At 58.2% G+C, this 19,732-nt stretch carries 18 protein-coding genes; 5 read left to right on the top strand and 13 right to left on the bottom strand.

Annotated elements, in window-relative coordinates; all coding sequences use genetic code 11:
* The first annotated feature begins 40 nt into the window (after positions 1–40).
* Positions 41–1,225 (top strand): two-component system response regulator RssB, encoded by a 1,185-nt coding sequence (rssB, locus tag F474_RS04995; protein WP_097083647.1) that lies wholly within the window; start codon positions 41–43, stop codon positions 1,223–1,225.
* Entirely contained in the window at positions 1,222–1,704 is a 483-nt protein-coding gene (rssC, locus tag F474_RS04990; RefSeq protein WP_097083648.1) for an anti-sigma factor antagonist RssC, read from the top strand. Before rssB ends, rssC begins: the two co-directional genes overlap by 4 nt.
* A 60-nt stretch (positions 1,705–1,764) precedes the next feature.
* Here the strand turns inward: rssC and tal are convergent, their stop codons facing one another.
* From tal to F474_RS04925, 13 genes are all read right to left on the bottom strand, one after another.
* Positions 1,765–2,694, bottom strand: a complete 930-nt coding sequence (gene tal, locus F474_RS04985) for a transaldolase (protein ID WP_097083649.1) — start codon at positions 2,692–2,694, stop codon at positions 1,765–1,767.
* Positions 2,695–2,811: 117 nt separating this feature from the next.
* Complete coding sequence (dusA, locus tag F474_RS04980; RefSeq protein WP_256577660.1) at positions 2,812–3,807, bottom strand: tRNA dihydrouridine(20/20a) synthase DusA; 996 nt, start codon at positions 3,805–3,807, stop codon at positions 2,812–2,814.
* 106 nt (positions 3,808–3,913) lie between these two features.
* Positions 3,914–5,194: an efflux RND transporter periplasmic adaptor subunit gene (locus F474_RS04975; protein WP_097083651.1), complete on the bottom strand. Its 1,281-nt coding sequence runs from the start codon at positions 5,192–5,194 to the stop codon at positions 3,914–3,916.
* Complete coding sequence (locus F474_RS04970) at positions 5,187–6,668, bottom strand: TolC family protein (RefSeq protein ID WP_097083652.1); 1,482 nt, start codon at positions 6,666–6,668, stop codon at positions 5,187–5,189. The genes F474_RS04975 and F474_RS04970 overlap by 8 nt, the downstream gene beginning before the upstream one ends.
* On the bottom strand, positions 6,661–7,911 hold the full coding sequence (locus F474_RS04965; RefSeq protein WP_097083653.1) for an ABC transporter permease: 1,251 nt from the start codon (positions 7,909–7,911) through the stop codon (positions 6,661–6,663). The genes F474_RS04970 and F474_RS04965 overlap by 8 nt, the downstream gene beginning before the upstream one ends.
* Positions 7,904–8,605, bottom strand: coding sequence for an ABC transporter ATP-binding protein (locus F474_RS04960; RefSeq protein ID WP_097083654.1), 702 nt, complete (start codon positions 8,603–8,605; stop codon positions 7,904–7,906). The genes F474_RS04965 and F474_RS04960 overlap by 8 nt, the downstream gene beginning before the upstream one ends.
* Before the next feature lie 57 nt (positions 8,606–8,662).
* Complete coding sequence (locus F474_RS04955; protein ID WP_097083655.1) at positions 8,663–9,427, bottom strand: hypothetical protein; 765 nt, start codon at positions 9,425–9,427, stop codon at positions 8,663–8,665.
* An 81-nt stretch (positions 9,428–9,508) separates the two neighbouring features.
* Positions 9,509–9,931, bottom strand: a complete 423-nt coding sequence (locus tag F474_RS04950; RefSeq protein ID WP_165830281.1) for a hypothetical protein — start codon at positions 9,929–9,931, stop codon at positions 9,509–9,511.
* Between the two features lie 1,031 nt (positions 9,932–10,962).
* A complete protein-coding gene (locus F474_RS04945; RefSeq protein WP_097083657.1) occupies positions 10,963–11,733 on the bottom strand; it encodes a hypothetical protein in 771 nt (256 codons plus the stop codon).
* A gap of 458 nt (positions 11,734–12,191) precedes the next feature.
* Positions 12,192–12,662, bottom strand: coding sequence for a hypothetical protein (locus F474_RS04940; protein WP_097083658.1), 471 nt, complete (start codon positions 12,660–12,662; stop codon positions 12,192–12,194).
* A gap of 974 nt (positions 12,663–13,636) precedes the next feature.
* Positions 13,637–14,416 carry a LuxR family transcriptional regulator gene (locus F474_RS04935; RefSeq protein ID WP_097083660.1) on the bottom strand — a complete coding sequence of 260 codons (780 nt, stop codon included), beginning with the start codon at positions 14,414–14,416 and terminating at the stop codon, positions 13,637–13,639.
* A 58-nt stretch (positions 14,417–14,474) separates the two neighbouring features.
* Positions 14,475–15,056: an aminodeoxychorismate/anthranilate synthase component II gene (locus F474_RS04930; protein ID WP_097083661.1), complete on the bottom strand. Its 582-nt coding sequence runs from the start codon at positions 15,054–15,056 to the stop codon at positions 14,475–14,477.
* Complete coding sequence (locus tag F474_RS04925; RefSeq protein ID WP_097084268.1) at positions 15,053–16,519, bottom strand: anthranilate synthase component I family protein; 1,467 nt, start codon at positions 16,517–16,519, stop codon at positions 15,053–15,055. Before F474_RS04925 ends, F474_RS04930 begins: the two co-directional genes overlap by 4 nt.
* 622 nt (positions 16,520–17,141) lie before the next feature.
* Here F474_RS04925 and F474_RS04920 point away from each other — a divergent pair.
* From F474_RS04920 to F474_RS04910, 3 genes are read left to right on the top strand one after another with little or no spacing between them, the layout of a single operon-like run.
* Complete coding sequence (locus F474_RS04920; protein ID WP_097083662.1) at positions 17,142–18,494, top strand: phenylacetate--CoA ligase family protein; 1,353 nt, start codon at positions 17,142–17,144, stop codon at positions 18,492–18,494.
* Between the two features lie 6 nt (positions 18,495–18,500).
* Positions 18,501–19,046, top strand: a complete 546-nt coding sequence (locus F474_RS04915) for an acetyltransferase (RefSeq protein ID WP_097083663.1) — start codon at positions 18,501–18,503, stop codon at positions 19,044–19,046.
* A gap of 1 nt (position 19,047) precedes the next feature.
* Entirely contained in the window at positions 19,048–19,731 is a 684-nt protein-coding gene (locus F474_RS04910; protein WP_097083664.1) for an iron-containing redox enzyme family protein, read from the top strand.
* Position 19,732: the final 1 nt, after the last annotated feature.

Here is a 19,732-nt window from a genome sequence, read left to right as displayed (position 1 = left end):
TTCTTCAGCCAACCCTATTGCTCCGGCGCCGTTTGCCCACATGCCCAACACCAGTGCAACGCTGCTTCTGATTGACGACGACGAGGTCGTGCGCGCAAGCCTTGCTGCCTACCTCGAAGACAGCGGTTTTAGTGTGCTGCAAGCCAACAATGGCCTGCAGGGGCTCGACGTGTTCGAAGCCAGCCGCCCAGACCTGATCATCTGCGATTTGCGCATGCCGCAAATGGGCGGGCTGGAGCTGATTCGCAAGGTCAACGAACAGTCGCAGGAGACCCCTGTCATCGTACTTTCCGGCGCCGGCGTGATGAGCGATGCGGTAGAGGCGCTGCGGTTGGGTGCGGCAGATTACCTCATCAAGCCGCTTGAAGACCTGGCAGTGCTGGAGCACTCCGTCGCACGCGCGCTCGATCGCTCCCGCCTGGTGCGTGAAAACATGCGCTACCGGGAAAAGCTCGAAACCGCCAATCGTGAACTGGAAGCGAGCCTGCACCTGCTGCAGGAAGACCAGAATGCCGGGCGCCAAGTGCAAATGAACATGTTGCCGGTCAACCCTTGGGTTTCCGATGGCTATCGTTTCGAGCACCAGATCATTCCGTCGCTTTACCTCTCAGGCGATTTCGTCGATTGCTTCAGGGTCGACGAGCACCGCCTGGCGTTTTACCTGGCCGACGTGTCCGGCCACGGCGCATCGTCGGCGTTCGTGACGGTGCTGCTCAAGTTCATGACCACACGGTTGATGTTCGAATCCAGGCGAGGCGGGGTACTGCCCGACTTCAAGCCCTCGCAAGTGCTCTCGCATATCAATCGCGGGCTGCTTAACTGCAAGCTCGGCAAGCATGTGACCATGGTTGGCGGTGTGATCGATCAACAGGCCGGCACCTTGACTTACAGCATTGGTGGCCACCTGCCGCTGCCGGTGCTCTACACTGAAGGGCAGGCGCAGTATCTTCAAGGCCGTGGCTTGCCTGTGGGCTTGTTCGAAGAGGCCAGCTACACCGACCTGATGATGGATATTCCCGAGCGTTTCAGCCTGACGATGTTCTCTGATGGCATCCTGGATCTTTTGCCAGGGGATACGCTCAAAGACAAAGAAGCAGCGCTGCCGGAGATCGTCTCGGCCGCTGGTGGCAGCCTGGATGGCTTACGCCGAAAGTTTGGATTGGCCACCTTGGGCGAGATGCCGGATGATATCGCGCTCATGGTGCTGAGCAGGAATTTTGAATGAGTACCGGTAGAATCCAGTTCGCCGAGCAAAGTGGCACTTTCGTTCTGAAGTTCATTGGCGAAGTGCGGCTGACGTTGTGTTCGGCGCTGGATGCAACGATCGAAAAGATCTTCACCGCGTTGGACTTCACGGCCATCGTCATCGACCTGACGGAAACGCGCAGTGTCGACAGCACCACCTTGGGCCTGCTGGCCAAGCTATCGATTCTGTCGCGGCAGAAGGTTGGGCTTTTGCCAACCGTGGTGACTACTCACGAAGACATCACCCGCTTGTTGCAGTCCATGGGTTTCGACCAGGTGTTCAACATCGTCGAAACGCCGATTCCGTGCCCAGACTGCCTGACTGACCTGCCGTCCCAAGATCAGGACGAAGACGTTGTCAAATCCAAGGTGCTGGAGGCGCACAAGATCCTCATGGGCCTGAATGAGTCCAACCGTGAGGCTTTCCACGATCTGGTCAATGCGCTAGAGCGTAGTTGAGTGAACCGGGCATAAAAAAGGGCGGCCTTGACAGGCCGCCCTTTTTTCGTCGCGTTTTGTTCAGCCTTTGTATTCGCTGATCAATTTCTCAAGCTTTTCCTGATCACGAGCAAATTGGCGAATGCCCTCGGCCAGCTTCTCGGTTGCCATGGCGTCTTCGTTGTTCAGCCAACGGAAGGTGGGCTCGTCCATAGCCAACTTCGGCTCGCCGTTGTGGTTAGGCGACAGCGCCCGCTCCAGCTTGCCTTCGTCGGCAGCGAGCTTGTCGAGCAGGTCAGGGCTGATGGTCAGGCGGTCGCAACCGGCCAGGTGTTCGATCTGGCTGGTGTTGCGAAAGCTCGCACCCATTACCACGGTTTTGTAGTCGTGAGTCTTGTAATAGTCGTAGATACGGGTAACCGACTGCACGCCTGGGTCTTCAACACCGGTGTAATCGGTGTTGTTGGCTTTTTTGTACCAGTCGTAGATGCGCCCCACGAATGGCGAGATGAGGAACACGCCGGCGTCGGCACAGGCGGCGGCTTGGGCGAAAGAGAACAGCAGGGTCAGGTTGCACTGGATGCCGTCCTTTTCCAGCTGCTCAGCGGTGCGGATACCTTCCCAGGTCGAGGCCAGCTTGATCAGTACGCGATCCTTGCTCACGCCATTTTTCTCGTACAGATCGATCAGCGTGTTGGCTTTGCGCAGCATCGCCTGGCTGTCGAACGACAGGCGGGCGTCCACTTCCGTGGAGATTCGGCCGGGAATCGCCTTGAGGATCTCGCCGCCCACGGCGACCGCCAAGTGGTCGCTGGCCAGTTGCACATCACCCTTGGAACCGTCGATGACTCGCTTGAGCAGCTCGGCATAGCCTGGCAGCGAGGCGGCCTTGAGCAGCAGTGATGGGTTGGTGGTAGCGTCCTGCGGCTTGAGGCGCTTGATTGCGTCCAGGTCACCGGTGTCGGCGACTACCGTGGTGAAGGCCTTGAGTTGTTCCAGCTTGGAAGTCATGAGCGTTCTCGATCCTTTGGGAATTGCGACATTAACCCAGCGCCGCACAGGGCCTCAATGACCCGGGCAGCGCTACCTTGAAGATAAGCCGTTGGAGTGCCCTGGCAGTGCAGATGTTCAACGGCCGTCCAGCAGTTGCGCAGCCTGGTCGTAGACCTCCAATGGGTCGGCAGCCTTGTGCACATCTACCGAGAGCAACTGGCGAAACCGCCGTGCCCCGGGAAAACTCTGGGCCAGGCCCAGCATATGGCGGGTGACATGGTGCATCACCCCGCCTTCGGCAATGTGAGCCTGGATGTAGGGGCGCATCTGCGCCATCGCTTCGGCGCGGGTGATCGCAGGCCCCTCGTGAGCGAACAAGGCTGCATCCACCTGTGCCAGCAGGTAGGGGTTCTGGTAGGCCTCACGGCCTAGCATCACGCCATCGAAGGTGGCCAGGTGGTTGGTGCATTCGGCCAGGGTCTTGATGCCGCCGTTGAGTACGATCTCAAGCTCCGGGAAATCCTGTTTCAGCTGAGCCACCACCTCGTAACGCAGCGGCGGCACCTCACGGTTCTCCTTCGGCGACAAGCCTTCGAGAATGGCAATGCGTGCATGCACCGTGAAACTGCGGCAGCCTGCTTCACGCACCTGGCCGACAAAATCGCATAACGCTGCATAGCTGTCGCGCCCATTGATGCCGATGCGGTGCTTGACCGTCACCGGCACTTGCACCGCGTCGAGCATGGCTTTTACGCAATCGGCCACCAACGCAGGGTGGGCCATTAAGCAGGCGCCGATCATGTTGTTCTGCACCCGGTCGCTGGGGCAACCGACGTTCAGGTTCACCTCATCGTAACCCGCCTGCTCGGCCATCCGCGCGCAGGCTGCAAGCGCCTGCGGATCACTGCCGCCCAGTTGAAGTGCCAAAGGGTGCTCGCTTTCGTTATAGCGCAGGTGCCGGGCAGCCTCGCCATGCAGCAGCGCACCGGTGGTGACCATCTCGGTGTAGAGCAGGGCATTGCGGCTCAGGATGCGATGGAAGTGACGGCAGTGGCGGTCTGTCCAGTCCATCATGGGGGCAACGGAAAAGCGTCGGCTGGGGCCTGCCGAGGGTGATGCGGTAAGGGTCACGGGTCTACGGCCATCATTGCGAAAGGGCGGGGCGCAAGTATAGCGTTTGTGAGCGGCGCACAATACAAAAGGGGGCCGGAGGCAGTGCCTCTGGCCACGCCATCAGCTAGTCAGGCACCCGCATATAACCCGCTTGCACGCCCAGTATTTCCACCCCTTGGGCGATCGCCCGGCCGGTTTCGACGCGCCTTTTCACGGGCGCAGCGCCAAGGGTTTTGCGATACAGGATGTAGGTGGCGCCTTCATCGCCGGTTTCCAACGCCTCAGGCGGCACCACGATGCCATGATCTTTCTGATACAGGATCACGGCCAGCCGGGCGCTCATGCCCAGCCTGACCTGCCGGGCCGCCGCTGCGGGCAGCGCATCGACCGAGACCACCACGTCATAGTGCGCAGCGGCGCCCGGCGCATCGCTGGCGTTACCCTGCACGGCGATCCTGGTGATCCGCCCCGTCAGGGTTTGCCCGGCAAAACCCTCACCGGTGATGTGCACCTGCATCTGTTCATGCAACTGGTGCAGGTCAGCTTCTTCAACTTGGGTCAGTACCTGCATGCGACTCAACCCGATCACCGACACCAAGGGTGTGCCTTGGGCCACCTGCAAACCCGGCTGGGCGAAGGTGGCCTTGCTGGCGTCTTGCACCGCCGGCCGAATGACAACGCCTGCAAAGGGGGCGTTGAGTACTTGCCGTTCGCTCTGCCGCCTCAGCGCCTCATGGCGTGCCTGTGCGTTGGCCAGCTCCATCTCGGCAATGTGCCGCTCCTCGCCGGTGCCACGGGCGGCAAGGGTGCTTAACTCCTGCTGAGCGCTGATCAGCGCCTGCTGTAGCGTTTGGACCTGCTGGGCGAGGGTATCGACTTCCATGCGCGCGACGATGCCGCGCTCGAACAGCGCTTGCGTATCACGCAGGTTGGCCTGGGCCCCCTGCAATGCCGAATCGGCTGCGTGCACGGCGCGCCGTGAGCGGGCGACCTCCGGGCTGTTGTCCCAGTGGCGGAGCTGATGGGCTTCTCGTTGAGCTCTGAGCAGCTCGGCCTGCGCCTGGCGTAGCTGGATCTGGATCTGCGCCGGATCAAGGCGCAACAGCGGTTGACCAGCAGCTACGGCCTGGCCTTCTTGCACCAGCACGTCGCGAATCACGCCCTCGAACGGGGCTGAGAGCGTTTGCTGGTGCGCGGCCTGGATGCGCCCTACAAGCCCCAGCTGCTGCTCGATCCGCTGGGGTTGAAGCCGCACCCAGCGCGCGTGTTCGGCCGGTGACGGCGCTGAGGCCCCGGCAAGGCCGAATGCCCAAAACACGGCCACGGCACCCAGCGGTATGCCCAGAGCCCACCGGTGGCGGCGGGCGTAAGCCAGCAGGTGGCCTGGCAGGGGATGTCTAGCCATTGAGCGTTATGTCCCAGCTTTGCAAGGTGGTGCCCAAGGTCTGGTCCAGCTCCGCCTGTGCATTGAGGTAGCTGATCAAGGCATTGATGCGCGCATTCTCGACATTGCGCAGATCGTTCTCGAAGCTCAGGACCTGGAAGTTGCTGGAGCGCCCCACGGTTAGTTTTTCACGCTCAAGGCTCAGCTTGCGGCGGGAAAGGTCACGTGCACGCTGAGCGATTTCGTACTGCCGCCAGCGGCTGTCGATAGCCCGCACAGCGTTCGTTACATCCTGCTTCAGCTGCTGGCGGGCCTGCGCCAGTTGGATTGCCTGGATACGCAGATTGACCTCGGCCTGCACTTGAGCCTGCCGTGCGCCTAGGTCGCCGAGGGGGATTTCCACTTGCACCCCGGCATAGTTTTCCCAGGCGCGTGCCGAGCCCGCATAGGCGTTGCGATCGCGGATCTGGCTCGCACCGGCAATCAGCGATACATCCCATAGGCGGTCATTGCTTGCCACTTTCATAGTGATGTCGGCCTGTTCGCTGGCGATCAGTTGTGCCAGGTAGGCCGGTTGAGACGCTTGGGCCTGAGCCAGGGCCTGCTCGGCATCCACATTCACCCGCTGGGCCTTAAGGGCCTCGGTCGCTACGAGGGGTGTATGAAGATCAAGGGCAAGCAACTGCAACAGCGCCAGCCGCGCCGTATCGAGCTGATTGCGCGACTCTTCATAGGCCAGCTCTTGGGTGGCGACATCGGCCTGGGTTTGCACGATTTCGAACTCGGCCATGCGCCCTGCCTTGATCATGGCGTGGTTGACCTCCATCAGTTGGCGTGCGCGCTCCAACGACTCCCGAGCGATTCTCAACTGCTCCTGGGCTTGTAGCAGCGCCCGATAAGAGGTGATCACCTGGGTGATGGTCTGGGACACCGTCGCTTTGAGCGTGAGCCGGTTGGCTTGCTCCAACAGGCGCGCCAGGCGTACCGGCGCGGTCGCCATGTCCTCACCTGCGCCTCGCATCAGCGGTTGGATGAGCGAGATATCTGCCCCATCATGCCAGGAGGGCCCGGCCTGGCCTGCTTGTGTATGACGATATGCCCAGCCCAGGCTCACACGGGTGCCGTAGGGCGTCAGCCAGAGTGCTTGTGGGTTGACCGTGCCTTGCCGATATTGGTCCTGCGTGCTCCGGTCGGCCAAGTAGCTGCCGCTGAGCACCAGTTTGGGCGTGAATCGATCTTCGGCAACGCGCAGGTCGAATTTCTGCGCGATTCGGTTCAGGTAAGCGCTGCGGATCACACGGTTGTCGCGCAGTGCCAGGTAGATGGCGTCGCTGAGCGACATCGCAATGGCTTGGTCGTTGAGTGAAACAGACACCGCCGGCGGGGGCGCACCTGGCCGAGTGGCCTGGGACGGCTGCAACAGCGTTGCGGTGCCAGCCAGTGCTCCCATAGGCACCGCCAGGGTGAGCGCGAGCAGCATGGGCGTTCTAGGCATCCCGCAGCGCCTGTACCGGGGCAAGGCGTGCGGCCGCCATCGCCGGTGATAAGCCGAAGAACAGCCCGGCCGCGAGGGCGCTGCCGACACCCAGCGGCACCGCAGTGGGCGACCATGCGAACGGTAGCCCCCCTGAAAAGTGAACGAAAACCCACGCTGCGATCAGGCCTGCCACGGTACCCAGGCATGCGCCGCTGGCTGCCAGAACCACCGCCTCGAGTAGAAACAACAGGGCAATGTCTTTGGGGCGAGCGCCCAGCGCCATGCGTACACCGATTTCCCGGCGCCGCTCAGCGACGTTCATCACCATAACGTTCATGACGCCGATGCCGCCGACCAGCAGCGCGATACTGCCCAGGCCGGCGAGCAGCCAGGAGAAAAGCCGTGATTGTTTGGCCATGCCTTCAAGCAGCTGCCGGGGAATCTGCACATCGACCCCGTAGCCCGGCACTTGAGTGGCCAGCCATTGCTGCAAGGCCGGTGCGAGCCGTGCCAGTGATGCACTGTTCGGGCTGCGCGCCAGCACGCTGGTGATCTGCGGGGCGGGGATGATGCGCCGCATGCTGCCAATGGATAGCAAGATAGCGTCGTCCATCGGTACAGGAAGCAATGGGTTCTGGCCGGCGGGCCGCAGGGTGCCGATGACCTGAAACAGATAGCCGCCGATTTGAACGCGATCCCCCGGCTTGGCAGCGAGACCAAGGCGTTCCCACGCGGCGGCTACGTTGGCACCCAGCACGGCATGGGTGTTCCTGGCGTCGAATCGGCTCAGCGATCGCCCCTCAGCCAGTTGTAGATCCAGCACCCGGTGCAGCTCAGCGTTACTGCCCAATAGCGTCGTACTCAGCGCATGGCCTTTGAGCCGAGCATCGGCACTGGCGATGATCAGGGGCGCTGCAGCGGCAATACCCGGGATGGCCGCACGCAGTGCGTCAGCCTGCAAGGCCGTGATAGCCGAGCCTGCGGTGTTGCGGCCGTCGTCAGGCGGTTGCAGGTTAGCCACGAGCAGGTCACTGCCCATGCCTTGAAAAACGCTCATGGCTTGCTGTTGGGCGTTGTGGCCGATGGTCAGCAGCGCAACCACAGCCATGCAGCCCACGGCGATGCCCAGCAGCGCCAAGGCCGCACGGCGGCCCAATTGGCGAAGATTGGCCACCGGCTCGCGTATCTGCTGCAGCCAGGAAGGGCCGTAGCCCTGCGGCGCCCATGCAGGGTTCGGGCAATCCAGAACGTGTTCAACCATGCCGAGTGTCCACCACGCGACCGTCGATGACCTGAATGCAGCGCGCCATGCGACCGGCAATGCCGCCATCGTGGGTGACCACCACCAAGGTGGCGCCGCACTTACGGTTGAGCGAAAGGAGCAGGGTGATGATGCCCTGTGCAGTCTTGCTGTCCAGGTTGCCGGTCGGTTCATCCGCCAGCAACAGCGACGGAGCGCCCACCAGTGCCCGGGCAATTGCAACGCGCTGGCGCTGCCCACCGGATAGGTCGGCAGGGCAATGATGGCCGCGTTCGGCAAGGCCCACTCGCTCAAGTTGCAGGCGTGCCGCCTGCCGGGCTTGCTGCTGCGCAATGCCGCGATACAGAAGAGGCAACGCCACGTTGTCCAGGGCAGTGAGCCGAGGCAGCAGATTGAAACTCTGGAAGACGAAACCGACGATCCGATTGCGCGCAATGGCCCGAGATTCGGCATTTGCGCGTGTCATGTCCTGGCCTTCAAGCACAACACGACCTGACGTGGGTTCATCCAACAGCCCGATAAGATTGAGCAACGTGCTTTTGCCGGAGCCCGAGGCCCCGACGATGGCGCAGCTCTGGCCTGCGGGGATGGACAATGACACGTCATGCAGCACGGCCTGGCGAGATGCGCCCATTGCGTAGGCGTGGTTGATATGTTCGAGGCAAATGAAGTCGGTGTCGTGAGGCGTGTGCATCCGCTCTCCGCAAGAGGTGCCTTTGGGGCGTGAGTGCTGTGAAGAGCGCAGGCGGTTTTAAAGGTGCGCACTGCCTGGTTGATGGTCATTCAAGCGTTTTATCAGTAGGTCAAAAAAGGACTCCAGCCTGTTATTGTTCTGGGGGAGGTCAGGGGCACTTTGATTTATCAAAGCCTGAAAATCGGCTTCGTAGCCCTCTAGTAGCTGCGATTCTTCTATGGGGGGGAGCGCTTTGTAATAGTCTAATGCCTCTTGATAAAGGCCCGAGGAGATGGTTCTGTTGCGACTCCAGTCATCCATTATTTTTGCGGATATAGCGATTTGCCACGCCAGATGTTGTGAGTACGACTCCCTACTGGCTGCGCGCCGTTCATTGGTGGTAAAAGTTCCACTCTCATCATAGATAATCAACGAAAGTTGGTCGGGGGGCATGCCTTCGAACGGGTTGTTACCTTTTCCATTCGTGTAATTGGTTGCCTGTTGAGCTTGAGCCAGACGTTGAGGATCATCGGGGTTGGGGAGCTCGACATCATAAGCGGTTTTGTTTTGTTGGTAGCTATCGCCAGATAGCTTAGTGATAGTGGCATAGGCAATCTTCGAAAGCTCATCGCGGGTAGAGGTCGCATCCCTCTCGGCTGCTCGGGTTGCTACATCACTCAATGCTTGGGAGAAGGAAGAAATTTGGCTTTCGACGACAGTCGCCGCTTCGGTGGTGGCCGTCTTCAGTGTGCGATCTGATGACGAAGTTTTGTGGATCTGGCTTTGGTTATTGACGGGTGGCTGTTGTGCAGTGGGCGGAAGGAAATAGTTAATGCCGCTCATAAATTGACCCCTTATGGATGGCTGTCTGGTATTTTATGAGCCGAATGCCGTTCGAAAAGTGCAGAAGGCATTCGGCTGCCATTATTTCATTGTGAACTCGACAGTCCATGAGAAGTCTGAAAAATTCTGCGATTTGATAGTCGCGCTGCAGAGAGCCCCGCCGCTTGAGTCTGCGGTTTTATTCCATCTTGGTATTTTTGCACCCGCGCCGGGAAATAGGCCGCCCGGCGCAACTTGGTTAATGAACGTGGTGGTGAATACGCAGGTCTTGTTGCCTATGGTGTAGCGTACGTTTGCAGCATTGGCATCAGGGTTAAGAGGGATCTGTACATTATACGTATTGGTATCCCCTGCCGCTACGTTGGCATCCGGTCTGCCCGTTGAATGAGCATAGGTCAGAGCCTCGTTTTGAGTGATAACTTTATACGTAGCCACTTGCGTGCCAAGATTTTTGAAAGTTACTTCCACAGGCGGCCCAGCAAGTACAGCACCCGTAGCGCACATCGTAGTGATGGCCAGAGCAGTCGATAGCAGATTTTTCTGGATTTCCACATGGAACCTTATTTTTAATGGTTATAAAGCAACTTGGCAGGATTGATAGGTTTCCTGAAGCTTTTCACACTGATCTATATGATCTTCATCGATGACGGTCTTCCATTATCCACATTGGACGAAATAGTGGCGATGCGCGTCTTAGCAGATTTGATAAGCCTGCATATTGGCGATAATTATTTAATAATTTACTGCGGTGGGTGTTGGGTCCCTGTTTTCTTTCGTTGCAAGGTGGTTTTTCTATGTAGCGGAGCGACGTTGTAAACTTTGGCGTGACGGGTATCATTCGCCAGAAAATCTCTGCCGTCGCTGCTCGTTGCGCCGACTGATTGAGTGTAATGAACGTGTCGGCTCTTAGATGTTGATCTGAGTCATGATTTAAGAGCAAGTGTGCACGGCTTTATAGTTTTTGTGTGTGCCTAATGCAATAAGAAAATACTTTCAAGTTGTTCTGAGAATTGCAGAAAATTCTTAGTTTTTTAGATGAGTTGTATTTCAGATTGGCGGGCTCCGAACTGTAATTCCTGTATGTATAGTTGAATTGTTTCATAAATTGATCCTGGCCATTTCTCCGAGCTATGGTCCAGAGCTTTCACGCATCTTCGCTACGATCCTCGTCTTAGAGCCAATGGCCGGCTTTCTACAGCTGCCTTTGCAACGCGCTATGTGAAACCAACAGTTGTTCACTTACGCGGTGAGCCGTCGCGTCACATGCTTATAGGAAGCCTGGCATGAGCTTGGCCTAGCTGAGAGCATCCGCTTGATAACGGGTTGCTGAGCCTATTTGCGCTTCTCAATCAGCTAGGCCCAGCGGGCGCTGGCGTGCGCTCTGTTGTTTAGCGCGAGATCACTATTAATGTCAGGTGACTTCGTATAGAGCTGGGCCGTCATTTTTGGGTACTGCCCCCGCACCCTTGGCCATTGAGTCGCTCCCCGGAAGAAATGCCTTTGGGGTATGAGTGCTGTTAAGAGGGCAGGCGGTTTTAAAGGTGCGCACTGCTTGGTTGATGGTCATTCAAGCGTTTTATCAGTAGGTCAAAAAAGGACTCCAGCCTGTTATTGTTCTGCGGGAGGTCAGGGCCGTTATGATCTATGCGGTTCTGTAACTCCGTCTCGTATTCGTCCGGGAACTGAGAGGCTTCTATGGGGGGAAGAGATTTATAATGGTCTAATACAAGCTGGTAGCAGGCTGAAGATATCTTTCCAGACCGGCCGTAATCATCCATTGCCTTTGCTGCCACCGCGACTTTCCATGCTTGATGCTGTGAGCTCGACTCATCGTAGGCGGCGCGTCGTTCATTCGGAGTGAAGGTTGCGCTTTCGTCGTAAATAATCAAGGCTAATTGATCGCTGGGCATACCTTTGAAGGGGTTGGTTCCCCTATTGTGAAGGTAGTCAGTTGCTTGCCGAGCTTGGGCCAGACGTTGAGGGTCGCTTGAGCTGGGTACTTCAGCATCATCACGGGTTTTGTTCATCTGATAGCGTTCGCCAAACAGTTTCTCGACGGTGCTGTGGACAATTTTGGAAAGTTCATAGCGGCTTAAGCTGGCATCTCGTTCAGCAGCACGAATTGCCACGTCACTCAGTGCTTGGGAGAACGACGATATCTGGCTTCCAGCGTCAGCATCAGCAGATGATTGGATAGCAGCGCCTTTGAGTGCGCTGTCTAATGAAGTGAATTTATTGATTTCGCTTTGGTCCCTGATTTGGAACTGCCCTGCAGTTGAAGGCGAAAGAGAGTTGATGCCGCTCATGGTTCGCTCCGGAATGAGAATACATTGGCAGTCTGGAAAGGGCACCCGATCATCGCGTAGGCTGTCGTTGTTCACACTCGGTGGCACGGGTGAACGCGGGGTGTTCTGAGTGGGATATGTTCTTTCGTATGCTCACCTGGGCCTTTCATTATCAGGTCGAAAACAAGTTGAGTGAGTGACGGCTCTTTCGTTCGCTGAAGTCGCCGGATCTCCCGAGGCTTGGTAGACCGCAGAAACCTGGCTTGCAGCGTCAGTGGGGGCTCGGCAGTAGCCAGTGCGAGTGCATGATCGGTTGAGGGGCAATCACGGATTTCGCCTTGCCCGCCAAGCGGATGCCACCGCGCAGTTGATGGGAGAAAATTTTTAATACCGGTCATGGGTTGATCCGTCGCGAATAGGTCTTCTGTTTGACAAGCCGACAATGCCTTTCCTGAATGGCGAAAGGCATTTGCCTATCGTTATTTCATTGTGAATTCAACAGCCCAAGAGAAGTCAGAGAAATTTTGTGATTTGAGGGTGGCGTTACAGATTGCGCCGCCGCTGGAAGTGGAATTTTTATTCCATTTTGGTACTTTGGTAGGGCCGCCTGGAAACAGACCGCCTGCCGCGATCTGATTTATGAAGGTGGTCATGAATTCACAGGTCTTTGTCCCCATGGTGTATCGTACATTGGCCGCGTTGGCATCAGGGCTGATGGGGATCTGTACTAAGTAGGTATCGCTCCCTCCTGCCGCTACGACAGCGTCCGGCTTGTCCGTTGCATGTGCATGGGTGAGGGCCTCATTTGGGGTGACCACCTTATAGGTAGCGACGTGTCTGCCGAGATTTTTAAAAGTTACCCGTACGGGCGGGCCAGCGAATGCAGCAGTTGCCGCGCACAGCGTAGTCGCGGCCAACGCAACGGGTAGCAGGTTTTTTTTGATCTTCATAAGGAGCCTTCTGGTGATATCCAATCGTCCGCCCCGGCAGTGCTTGACAGGCGGCCGACGTACGCTGCTCAACAACAGCTCCCACGCTTTGCTTAGTGTTACCTAAATAGAGGTCATACTTACATTGCTTGCTTGAAGCAGGCAGAAAGCACGATAGAAGGGCGCCGCTTCGAGTTCCAGGTTTACGGCCACGCAACGACTGTGATCTCTAGCTCTATCTTTATGAGGTATAGATGTTTATCTAGACGTGGCCGCAGATTGAAAACCCATAGAGCAGGTGGTGTTGTTAAAGTGCATGCCGCAGTATCAATGTTTTCGATCAGCGGTTTAAGTGTAGCCGTGGCATTGATGTGGCTATATTGATCTGCATCATTTTTCAATCCGAAATATAACTTATTAAAGTGCATCTGTGGCGTGCTTAATACATCAGTTAATAATAATCAAGCTTTCCTGGGAGTTGCAGAAAAATCCCAGCTGGATGGATGGGTTTCAATCAAATAAGCGCCCTGTTTCTATTAAAGCTTTGCAAGGGCGAACGCCGCAGAATCATCACAGAAAGCATTTCATTAACTCTGGATGAGGACCCAGTGTTTCTTTTCGAATGCGCAGGGACAACTCACCTGGCGCCAACGATAGGTTCGCCGGTGGCAGTATCATCCAGCTTTTGTAAGGAATCCATAGTCGCCCACTTCCTACAAACAGGCGAGCGGTATCCTCTTCGAATGGCTTCGTAGGGGGCGCCATGAGCAACAGCGTTTCAAATAGCGGTTGTGGGGGATGTTCAAGCTGGGCAAGCAGGCGCCCGCGTTTTCGCTTGGAGCGCCTATCATAGTCGGAGAGCAATCCAGGCCAAACCAGGAAGCGACGGCAGCATTGGCGTGGCGATTCAGGTTGCAGCGGTTATTCGAAAGCGACCCTTGCAACGTTCTCCGTCCCCATCCTTTCGTTGGGGCGGGCGCAGCGTTATTGGCTATTTAGTAGGCCAACCCACCCGTTAGCAGCCCTCGTGCTGCCGCAGCCCCGACCGCCTGCTGGCGGCTGACTGAGCCAAGTTTGCGCCGGGCGTTGAGTAGATGGAAATCGACGGTGCGCTCTGAGCGAGTGAGGATGTGGCTGATCTCCCATGAGGTTTTACCGGCACTGGCCCAATAAAGGCATTCCAGCTCGCGAGGGGTCAGGTCTTGGCTGCTTGGGTGGGCCGCCTGCAGGCGCCGGCCCAGGCCCGACACCACGTAGGGCACTAGCATGAACAACCTTGCAGCAGCCGGGTTTGCGAACCCGTCGTCCTCTTGAATATCGGTGCCATCAAACGCCACGCTTAGCGTTCCCCGCAACTGTTCATAACGCAGCGGGATGCTCAAACCGTGGCGCAGGCCATGTTCCTCTCGCCGCTGCCAGAAGTGCCGTGTACGCCCACGGGCGCGTCGACCTTCCTGGGCCCAGAACATCGGTACCAGCTCTTGCCGGCAGTGCTTGAGAATCGGGTCGATCTCCAGCAACCCGTCGCCGCAATAGCAGTCCAGCCAGGCGCGTGGGAACGTGGTGATCACGCCTGCCAGGGGGTTGCCCAGCCCCGGCCGTGTGGGGCTCAGGCTGAGCAGGTAGTGATTGAAGCCTAATTGCCGCAATACCTTGCGCAGGTGGCGTTCCCAGTCACAGGGGTTGTGCTCCCGGGCAAGCTCATTGAACGCTCGCAGGGGTGCCGCCGGCTTAGTGCGCCTGGCTGAGCGGCTCATCGAGTCGTACGTATCCATAACCGTGATGTCGCTCCTGTTCGTTGCGAAAGAGGGGCTTGCGCCCCTCTGGTAAAGGCTATTGCACGTACTGCCTTATGAAGCTGCGGAACAGGTCGAGGCCGTTCTCGGTCAGGATGCTCTCAGGGTGAAACTGCACCCCTTCTACCGGTAGCTCACGGTGGCGCACGCCCATGATGTAGTCATCGCCGGCTGAGCGGGAGGTGACTTCCAAGCAGCCAGGTAACGCCTGGTCGCTGATCATCAGCGAGTGATAGCGGGTTGCACGTATGCTGCGCCCACCTGTGTGGGCATAAACGCCGCGGCCATCGTTAGTGACCTCGCTCACTTTGCCGTGCATCACGTGAGGCGCCCGGCATACCTGCGCGCCATAGGCCAAACCCAACGCCTGGTGCCCCAGGCACACACCCAGTATCGGCAAGCGCCCTTCGAAATGCCGGATCAGCTCGATATAGCCCACGTCGGCAGGGTGCCCAGGCCCGGGGCCAAGTACACAGAAATCCGGTGCGAACGCCTCGATACGGTTGATCAGGTCGGGCACATCGTGGCGCTCGACCCGAGTTTCCAGGCCCAGTTGCTCAAGGTACTGGCTGATGATGAAAACGAAGCTGTCGTAGGCATCGATCAAAAAAACTTTCACAGTGCGATCTCCTGGCCGGTGACGGCGCGGTAGACCGAGCCCATCTTGTAAAGGGTTTCCTTCCACTCAAGTTCTGCTATCGAATCGGCGACCACTCCTGCCGAGGCGCGCAAGTGGTAGGTGCCGTGGTCGTGAACGGTCGAACGTATGCACAGGGCGGTATTGACGCTGCCATCGAAGCCGATCAGGCCCAGTGCCCCTGCATAGATCCCACGGCGCGTGTTCTCCATGCTTTCGATCAGTTCCATGGCCCTGACTTTGGGCGCCCCCGACATGGTCCCTGCCGGAAACGAGGCTTTGATCACGTCATAGGCATCCAGCCCTGGCCGCAGCAAGCCACGTACATTGGAAACCATGTGGTAAAGGTGCGAGTACTCTTCCACCAGCATGAATTCGTCGACCTCCAGGGAGCCGGCCTGGCACACGCGGCCGATGTCGTTGCGGCAGAGGTCGATCAGCATCAGGTGTTCGGCGCGCTCCTTTTCGGAGCGGGTCAGCTCAAGCACAAGCTCTGCGGGATCTACGCCAGGTTTCTTGCCCACGGTACCGGCAATCGGGCGCATCTCAATCAGGTTGTCCTTGATTCGCACGAACAGCTCGGGGCTCGCGCCGATCAGGTCGATGCCGCCGACGTGGGCCAGGTACATGTAGGGCGAGGGGTTTCGCTGGCGCAGGCTTTTATAGACCTCGAAAGGCGCTACCTCAGAGCGAATGCAGATCTCGTGGCCCAATTGGATCTGATACACGTCCCCGGCACGGATGTGCTCCATGGCCGTTTCGACACGCGCCTTGAACTGCTCCGGCGTCACCGTGCGGGTTTCCTCGAATACCTGCGGATAAACAGGCGCTGTTTGCTCATCGGCGCAGGCTTGCACCAGGAACGGATAGTGCTCTGGGGTGCGGGCGCCCCACAGGGGGCTGTTGTTGATCAGCGTTTCGACCGTGCCGTTGTTATGGAAGTACACCAGCGTCTGGTAGACCGACAATGCGATCAGTGGGTAGCTGTGGTTTTGCTCGGTCAGCGTCGGGAGGCGCTCTATCAGGCGCACGCAGTCGTAGGAGAAATAGCCGAAAAAGGCCAGGCTCGCCGGTGCGTCGGGCGGCACTTGGAACGCAGCCTGGAGCTGTCGTAGCAGCGCCCAGGCCGCCTCGCTGTCAGGCAACGCGACCGTGAAGTCTGCACCTACAGCCACACCTTGTTGGCGTAACACGCCGCTCAAGTGTTCGCAAAGCGCGGCATGGCCGCGCAGTTGGGCCTGCCCTTCGTCGATGCGAACGTCGAACAGAGGCTCGAGCCCTATGATGGTGGCGCGGCGGTCGCGGCTGGGGCCGGACAGCGATTCCAGAATGAACACGGCCTCGTGACCCAGTTGTTCGCAGGCGCGAGCATAAATCCCCAACGCATCGGGGGAGCGGCGTTCCTCCAGGCGAAGAACATCCACGCACAGACTATTGTTTTTCATCGGCATTACCATTGTTCAGGGTGCACAGTGACAGGCACTTGAAAAACAAGTGCCCAGGAATATAAAGCGCAGGCGCGCTTTAATGGAAAAGTTGGAGTTACCCCGAGCAATTGCCAGGCACGGCCGAATGCATATGAACTTCCGGCCCACGGTGGGGCGGACGAACAGCGTTCGACATCCTGCGCGTTAGCGCCAGGTAAGATGGATCAGAGAAGTTGCCGGTAAGCGGCGAACGGACGCTGGCCCTCGCTGATTAGCGACGCCAGGTGTTGCTTTTGAAGATGGCCAGAACGGCCCGAGAGCAGCTGTCAGGTGAGCTGTGCGAGGAGCGGATTGCAGAAAGGTGATAGTACATTTCGAGACATCCCGGTCTTGATGAAACACTGGGCCTTAAAGGCCTCAGGCCGCCGAAACTACCAGCGCACCTACACAGTGTCAACCGCCCTTTTTATGGAAGGGACGAGTGGAGCCGCTGGAGGTCGGTGCGCCAGGGCGCATAACTTTTATCGCGTTAGCATCTTTTCGCTAGCCCCGCAACTGAGGGATTCCGCAACTGGGCGCTGCCAACTTTGGCCATTAACTTGGCCACCGCGTAATTGCAGCCCCTACCGGAGTGCCTGATATGAAAGAGCAACTAGACAGCTTTAAAAAACGCTACGACCCCGTTCACCGTGATTATTGGACGGATGTACTCACTGATTCAGCGCTGGCGCAATGGCAGCAACAGCAATTGCGCGATGTGGTCGATCACGTCAAGCGCACCTCGCCCTTTTATGGCAAGCACTTGGCGCAAGTCGACGCGCGTGCCCTGACGCTGGACGATCTCAGCCAATTGCCGTTCACCACCAAGGACGACCTGCGGGAGGCGGGCTTCGATATTTTGTCCGGCCCTCTTGAAGACGCCATTTTTTACTACGAGACCACCGGTACTACGGGCCCGGCTACGCCCTGCCCACGTGATGCCAAGGAAAGCCACGCCAGTAACCAACAATTGGCGATGGCCTATCAGGCTGTAATCGAGAAGCACTTTCTCGGGGACAAAACTGTGGTGGGCATTATGGGGCCGACCGAGGTGCATTCTTTCGGCGATACCCTGGGTGACGTCTGCAAGCAGCTTGGAATATGCAACGCCAAATTGTGGCCCCACTCACCCGTGATCGGGTGGCCCAAGGCGCTGCAATTGCTCAAGGACCTGCGCATCGGCGTACTTGCCTCGGCCCCCGGGCTACTGCTGGCAATGGCAAAGGAAGCGGAGCGTCAGGGCCTCGACCCGCGCAAAGATTTTAATCTGCGAGCCTTCATGATGAGCGGCGAGCTGTGTACGCCTGCGCTCAAGAACAACCTGTTCAGCCTTTGGGGCGCCGAGGCCTACAACAGCCTTTACGGCTCTCAAGAGGCGATGATCATCGCGGCATGCAATGCCAATGATCAGCTGATGCCTCACCGCCTCAACTACCTGGTCGAAGTGATCGACCCTTACACCGGACAAAGCTTGGGCAGCACCGGTGACGGCGAGTTATGCGTAACCATGCTCATCCCTGGCAGCAAGCCACTGATTCGCTACCGCACCGGTGATCTGGTCTCGATTCAATCGCGGCCCGGCTACCCACAATCGATGCGCCAGACCATCAAGGTCGTCGGTCGCGTCAAGGATGCCGTGCACCTCAATGGCCGCCCGTTTTCTGCCGCACAGATCGAGCAGGCATTGCTGGAGGGCGTCGAGCAGTGCCTGGGTTACCAGATCATTCTGAGCAACGCCAATACCTGCGACACGGTAATCGCCAAATTGGAGATGTCGCGCTTCTTTGAAGGCGATCGTGCCCGGCTGGTGCTGCTGATCAAAGAGCGCCTGCGCGAGCGCCTTGGCGTCGAAGCCACCGTGATGGTAGTGGAAGACCTGGCTGACCACGTCAACCTGGGCAGCTGGTTCAGCTGGAAAGAGGCGCGCATCGTTGATCAGCGCCAGGCTGGTTGACTGGCCATGGGCTTTTCTGTGCGTGTGATCGACACCAGCAGTGAGCTTTTCAATGCGGTCCTGGCATTGCGCAACCGCTATTTGGGGGAAAACCCCGCCCAAGAAGAGGACTTTGAGCGCCGCGAACGAACGCGCGATGCCTTGTCGTACCACTTGGTCTATCTGGATCAGGGGACTGTGGTGGGCACGATGCGCGCCACGCCCTTGGGGCATGGCCTGAGCTTCGTCGAGCGGGCAGTGAACGTACCCGCGCATTTTTCCACGCCCACCGATGCATTCGATGCCAATCGGTTGGTGATGGACGAGCGTTACCGCGGCGGCCGGCACCTGCGTGCGTTTTTGCTACAGGCCGCAATCTGGCTCAAGGCCAACACCCATCTGCGTTTCATCTCCGCCTTATGCCGCGGCCAATTGGCAGCGCTTTACGTGGGCATCGGTGGGCGCGTGTTGGTGGAAGACTTGGCCTGGAGCGGGGTGCTGAACGAACGGCGCTATAGCCTCGTTTACCTGGAACTCGAACATGTTTACCAAACAGTCAAAGGAGACAATTGATATGGACGCATTTTTCAAAGAGCTCGACGCCATCGTCGAGGCCGGTTGGGCGCAGATCAAGCAGGGCAGCTATTGGAAATACAGCCTGGCCAACCCGACTTCGCCGTCGCTTTACCAGCAGATCATGCTGCAGGTGTACCACTACACCCGCTACAACTCCGTCAATCAGGCCGCCTGTGCGTTCAGCGCCGATCCTGAACAGACCACACTGCTGCGCTTCGTCTACAAGCATGCGCTTGAAGAGCTGGGCCATGAACGCATGGTGCTGCGTGATTTGGAATCGGTCGGCCTGCTGCCACAACAGATGCCTGCGCCGCTGCCGCCGACTCAGGCCTTGATCGCATTTCTAAACGATGTGGCCATTCGTAAGGGCCCGATCGCACGCCTGGGTTACAGCTACTGGGCCGAGGAGGTGTATGACCATATCCAGCCTATTCTGGATCGCTTCCGTCGCGACCTGAACCTCAAAGATGAACAAATGACGTTCTTCGTCGCGCATTCGAGCATTGATGAGAAGCACTCCGAAGAGGTGCGCCTTGCCATGCAGCGGGCCGTCAAGACCGAGGAAGACCGCCAGCAGATCAAAGAGGTGGCCCGAGTAACGCTGTGGCTGACCGGCCAATTGATGGAAGAAGCGTTGCGTGCTCACCTGGCGGCTGAAGATGGCCTGCGAGAGGCCTGCTGAG

Origin of the sequence: Pseudomonas sp. URIL14HWK12:I12 (genome assembly GCF_003097135.1) — a bacterium.
GTDB lineage: Bacteria > Pseudomonadota > Gammaproteobacteria > Pseudomonadales > Pseudomonadaceae > Aquipseudomonas.
This window is presented reverse-complemented; position numbering and strand designations above follow the sequence as displayed.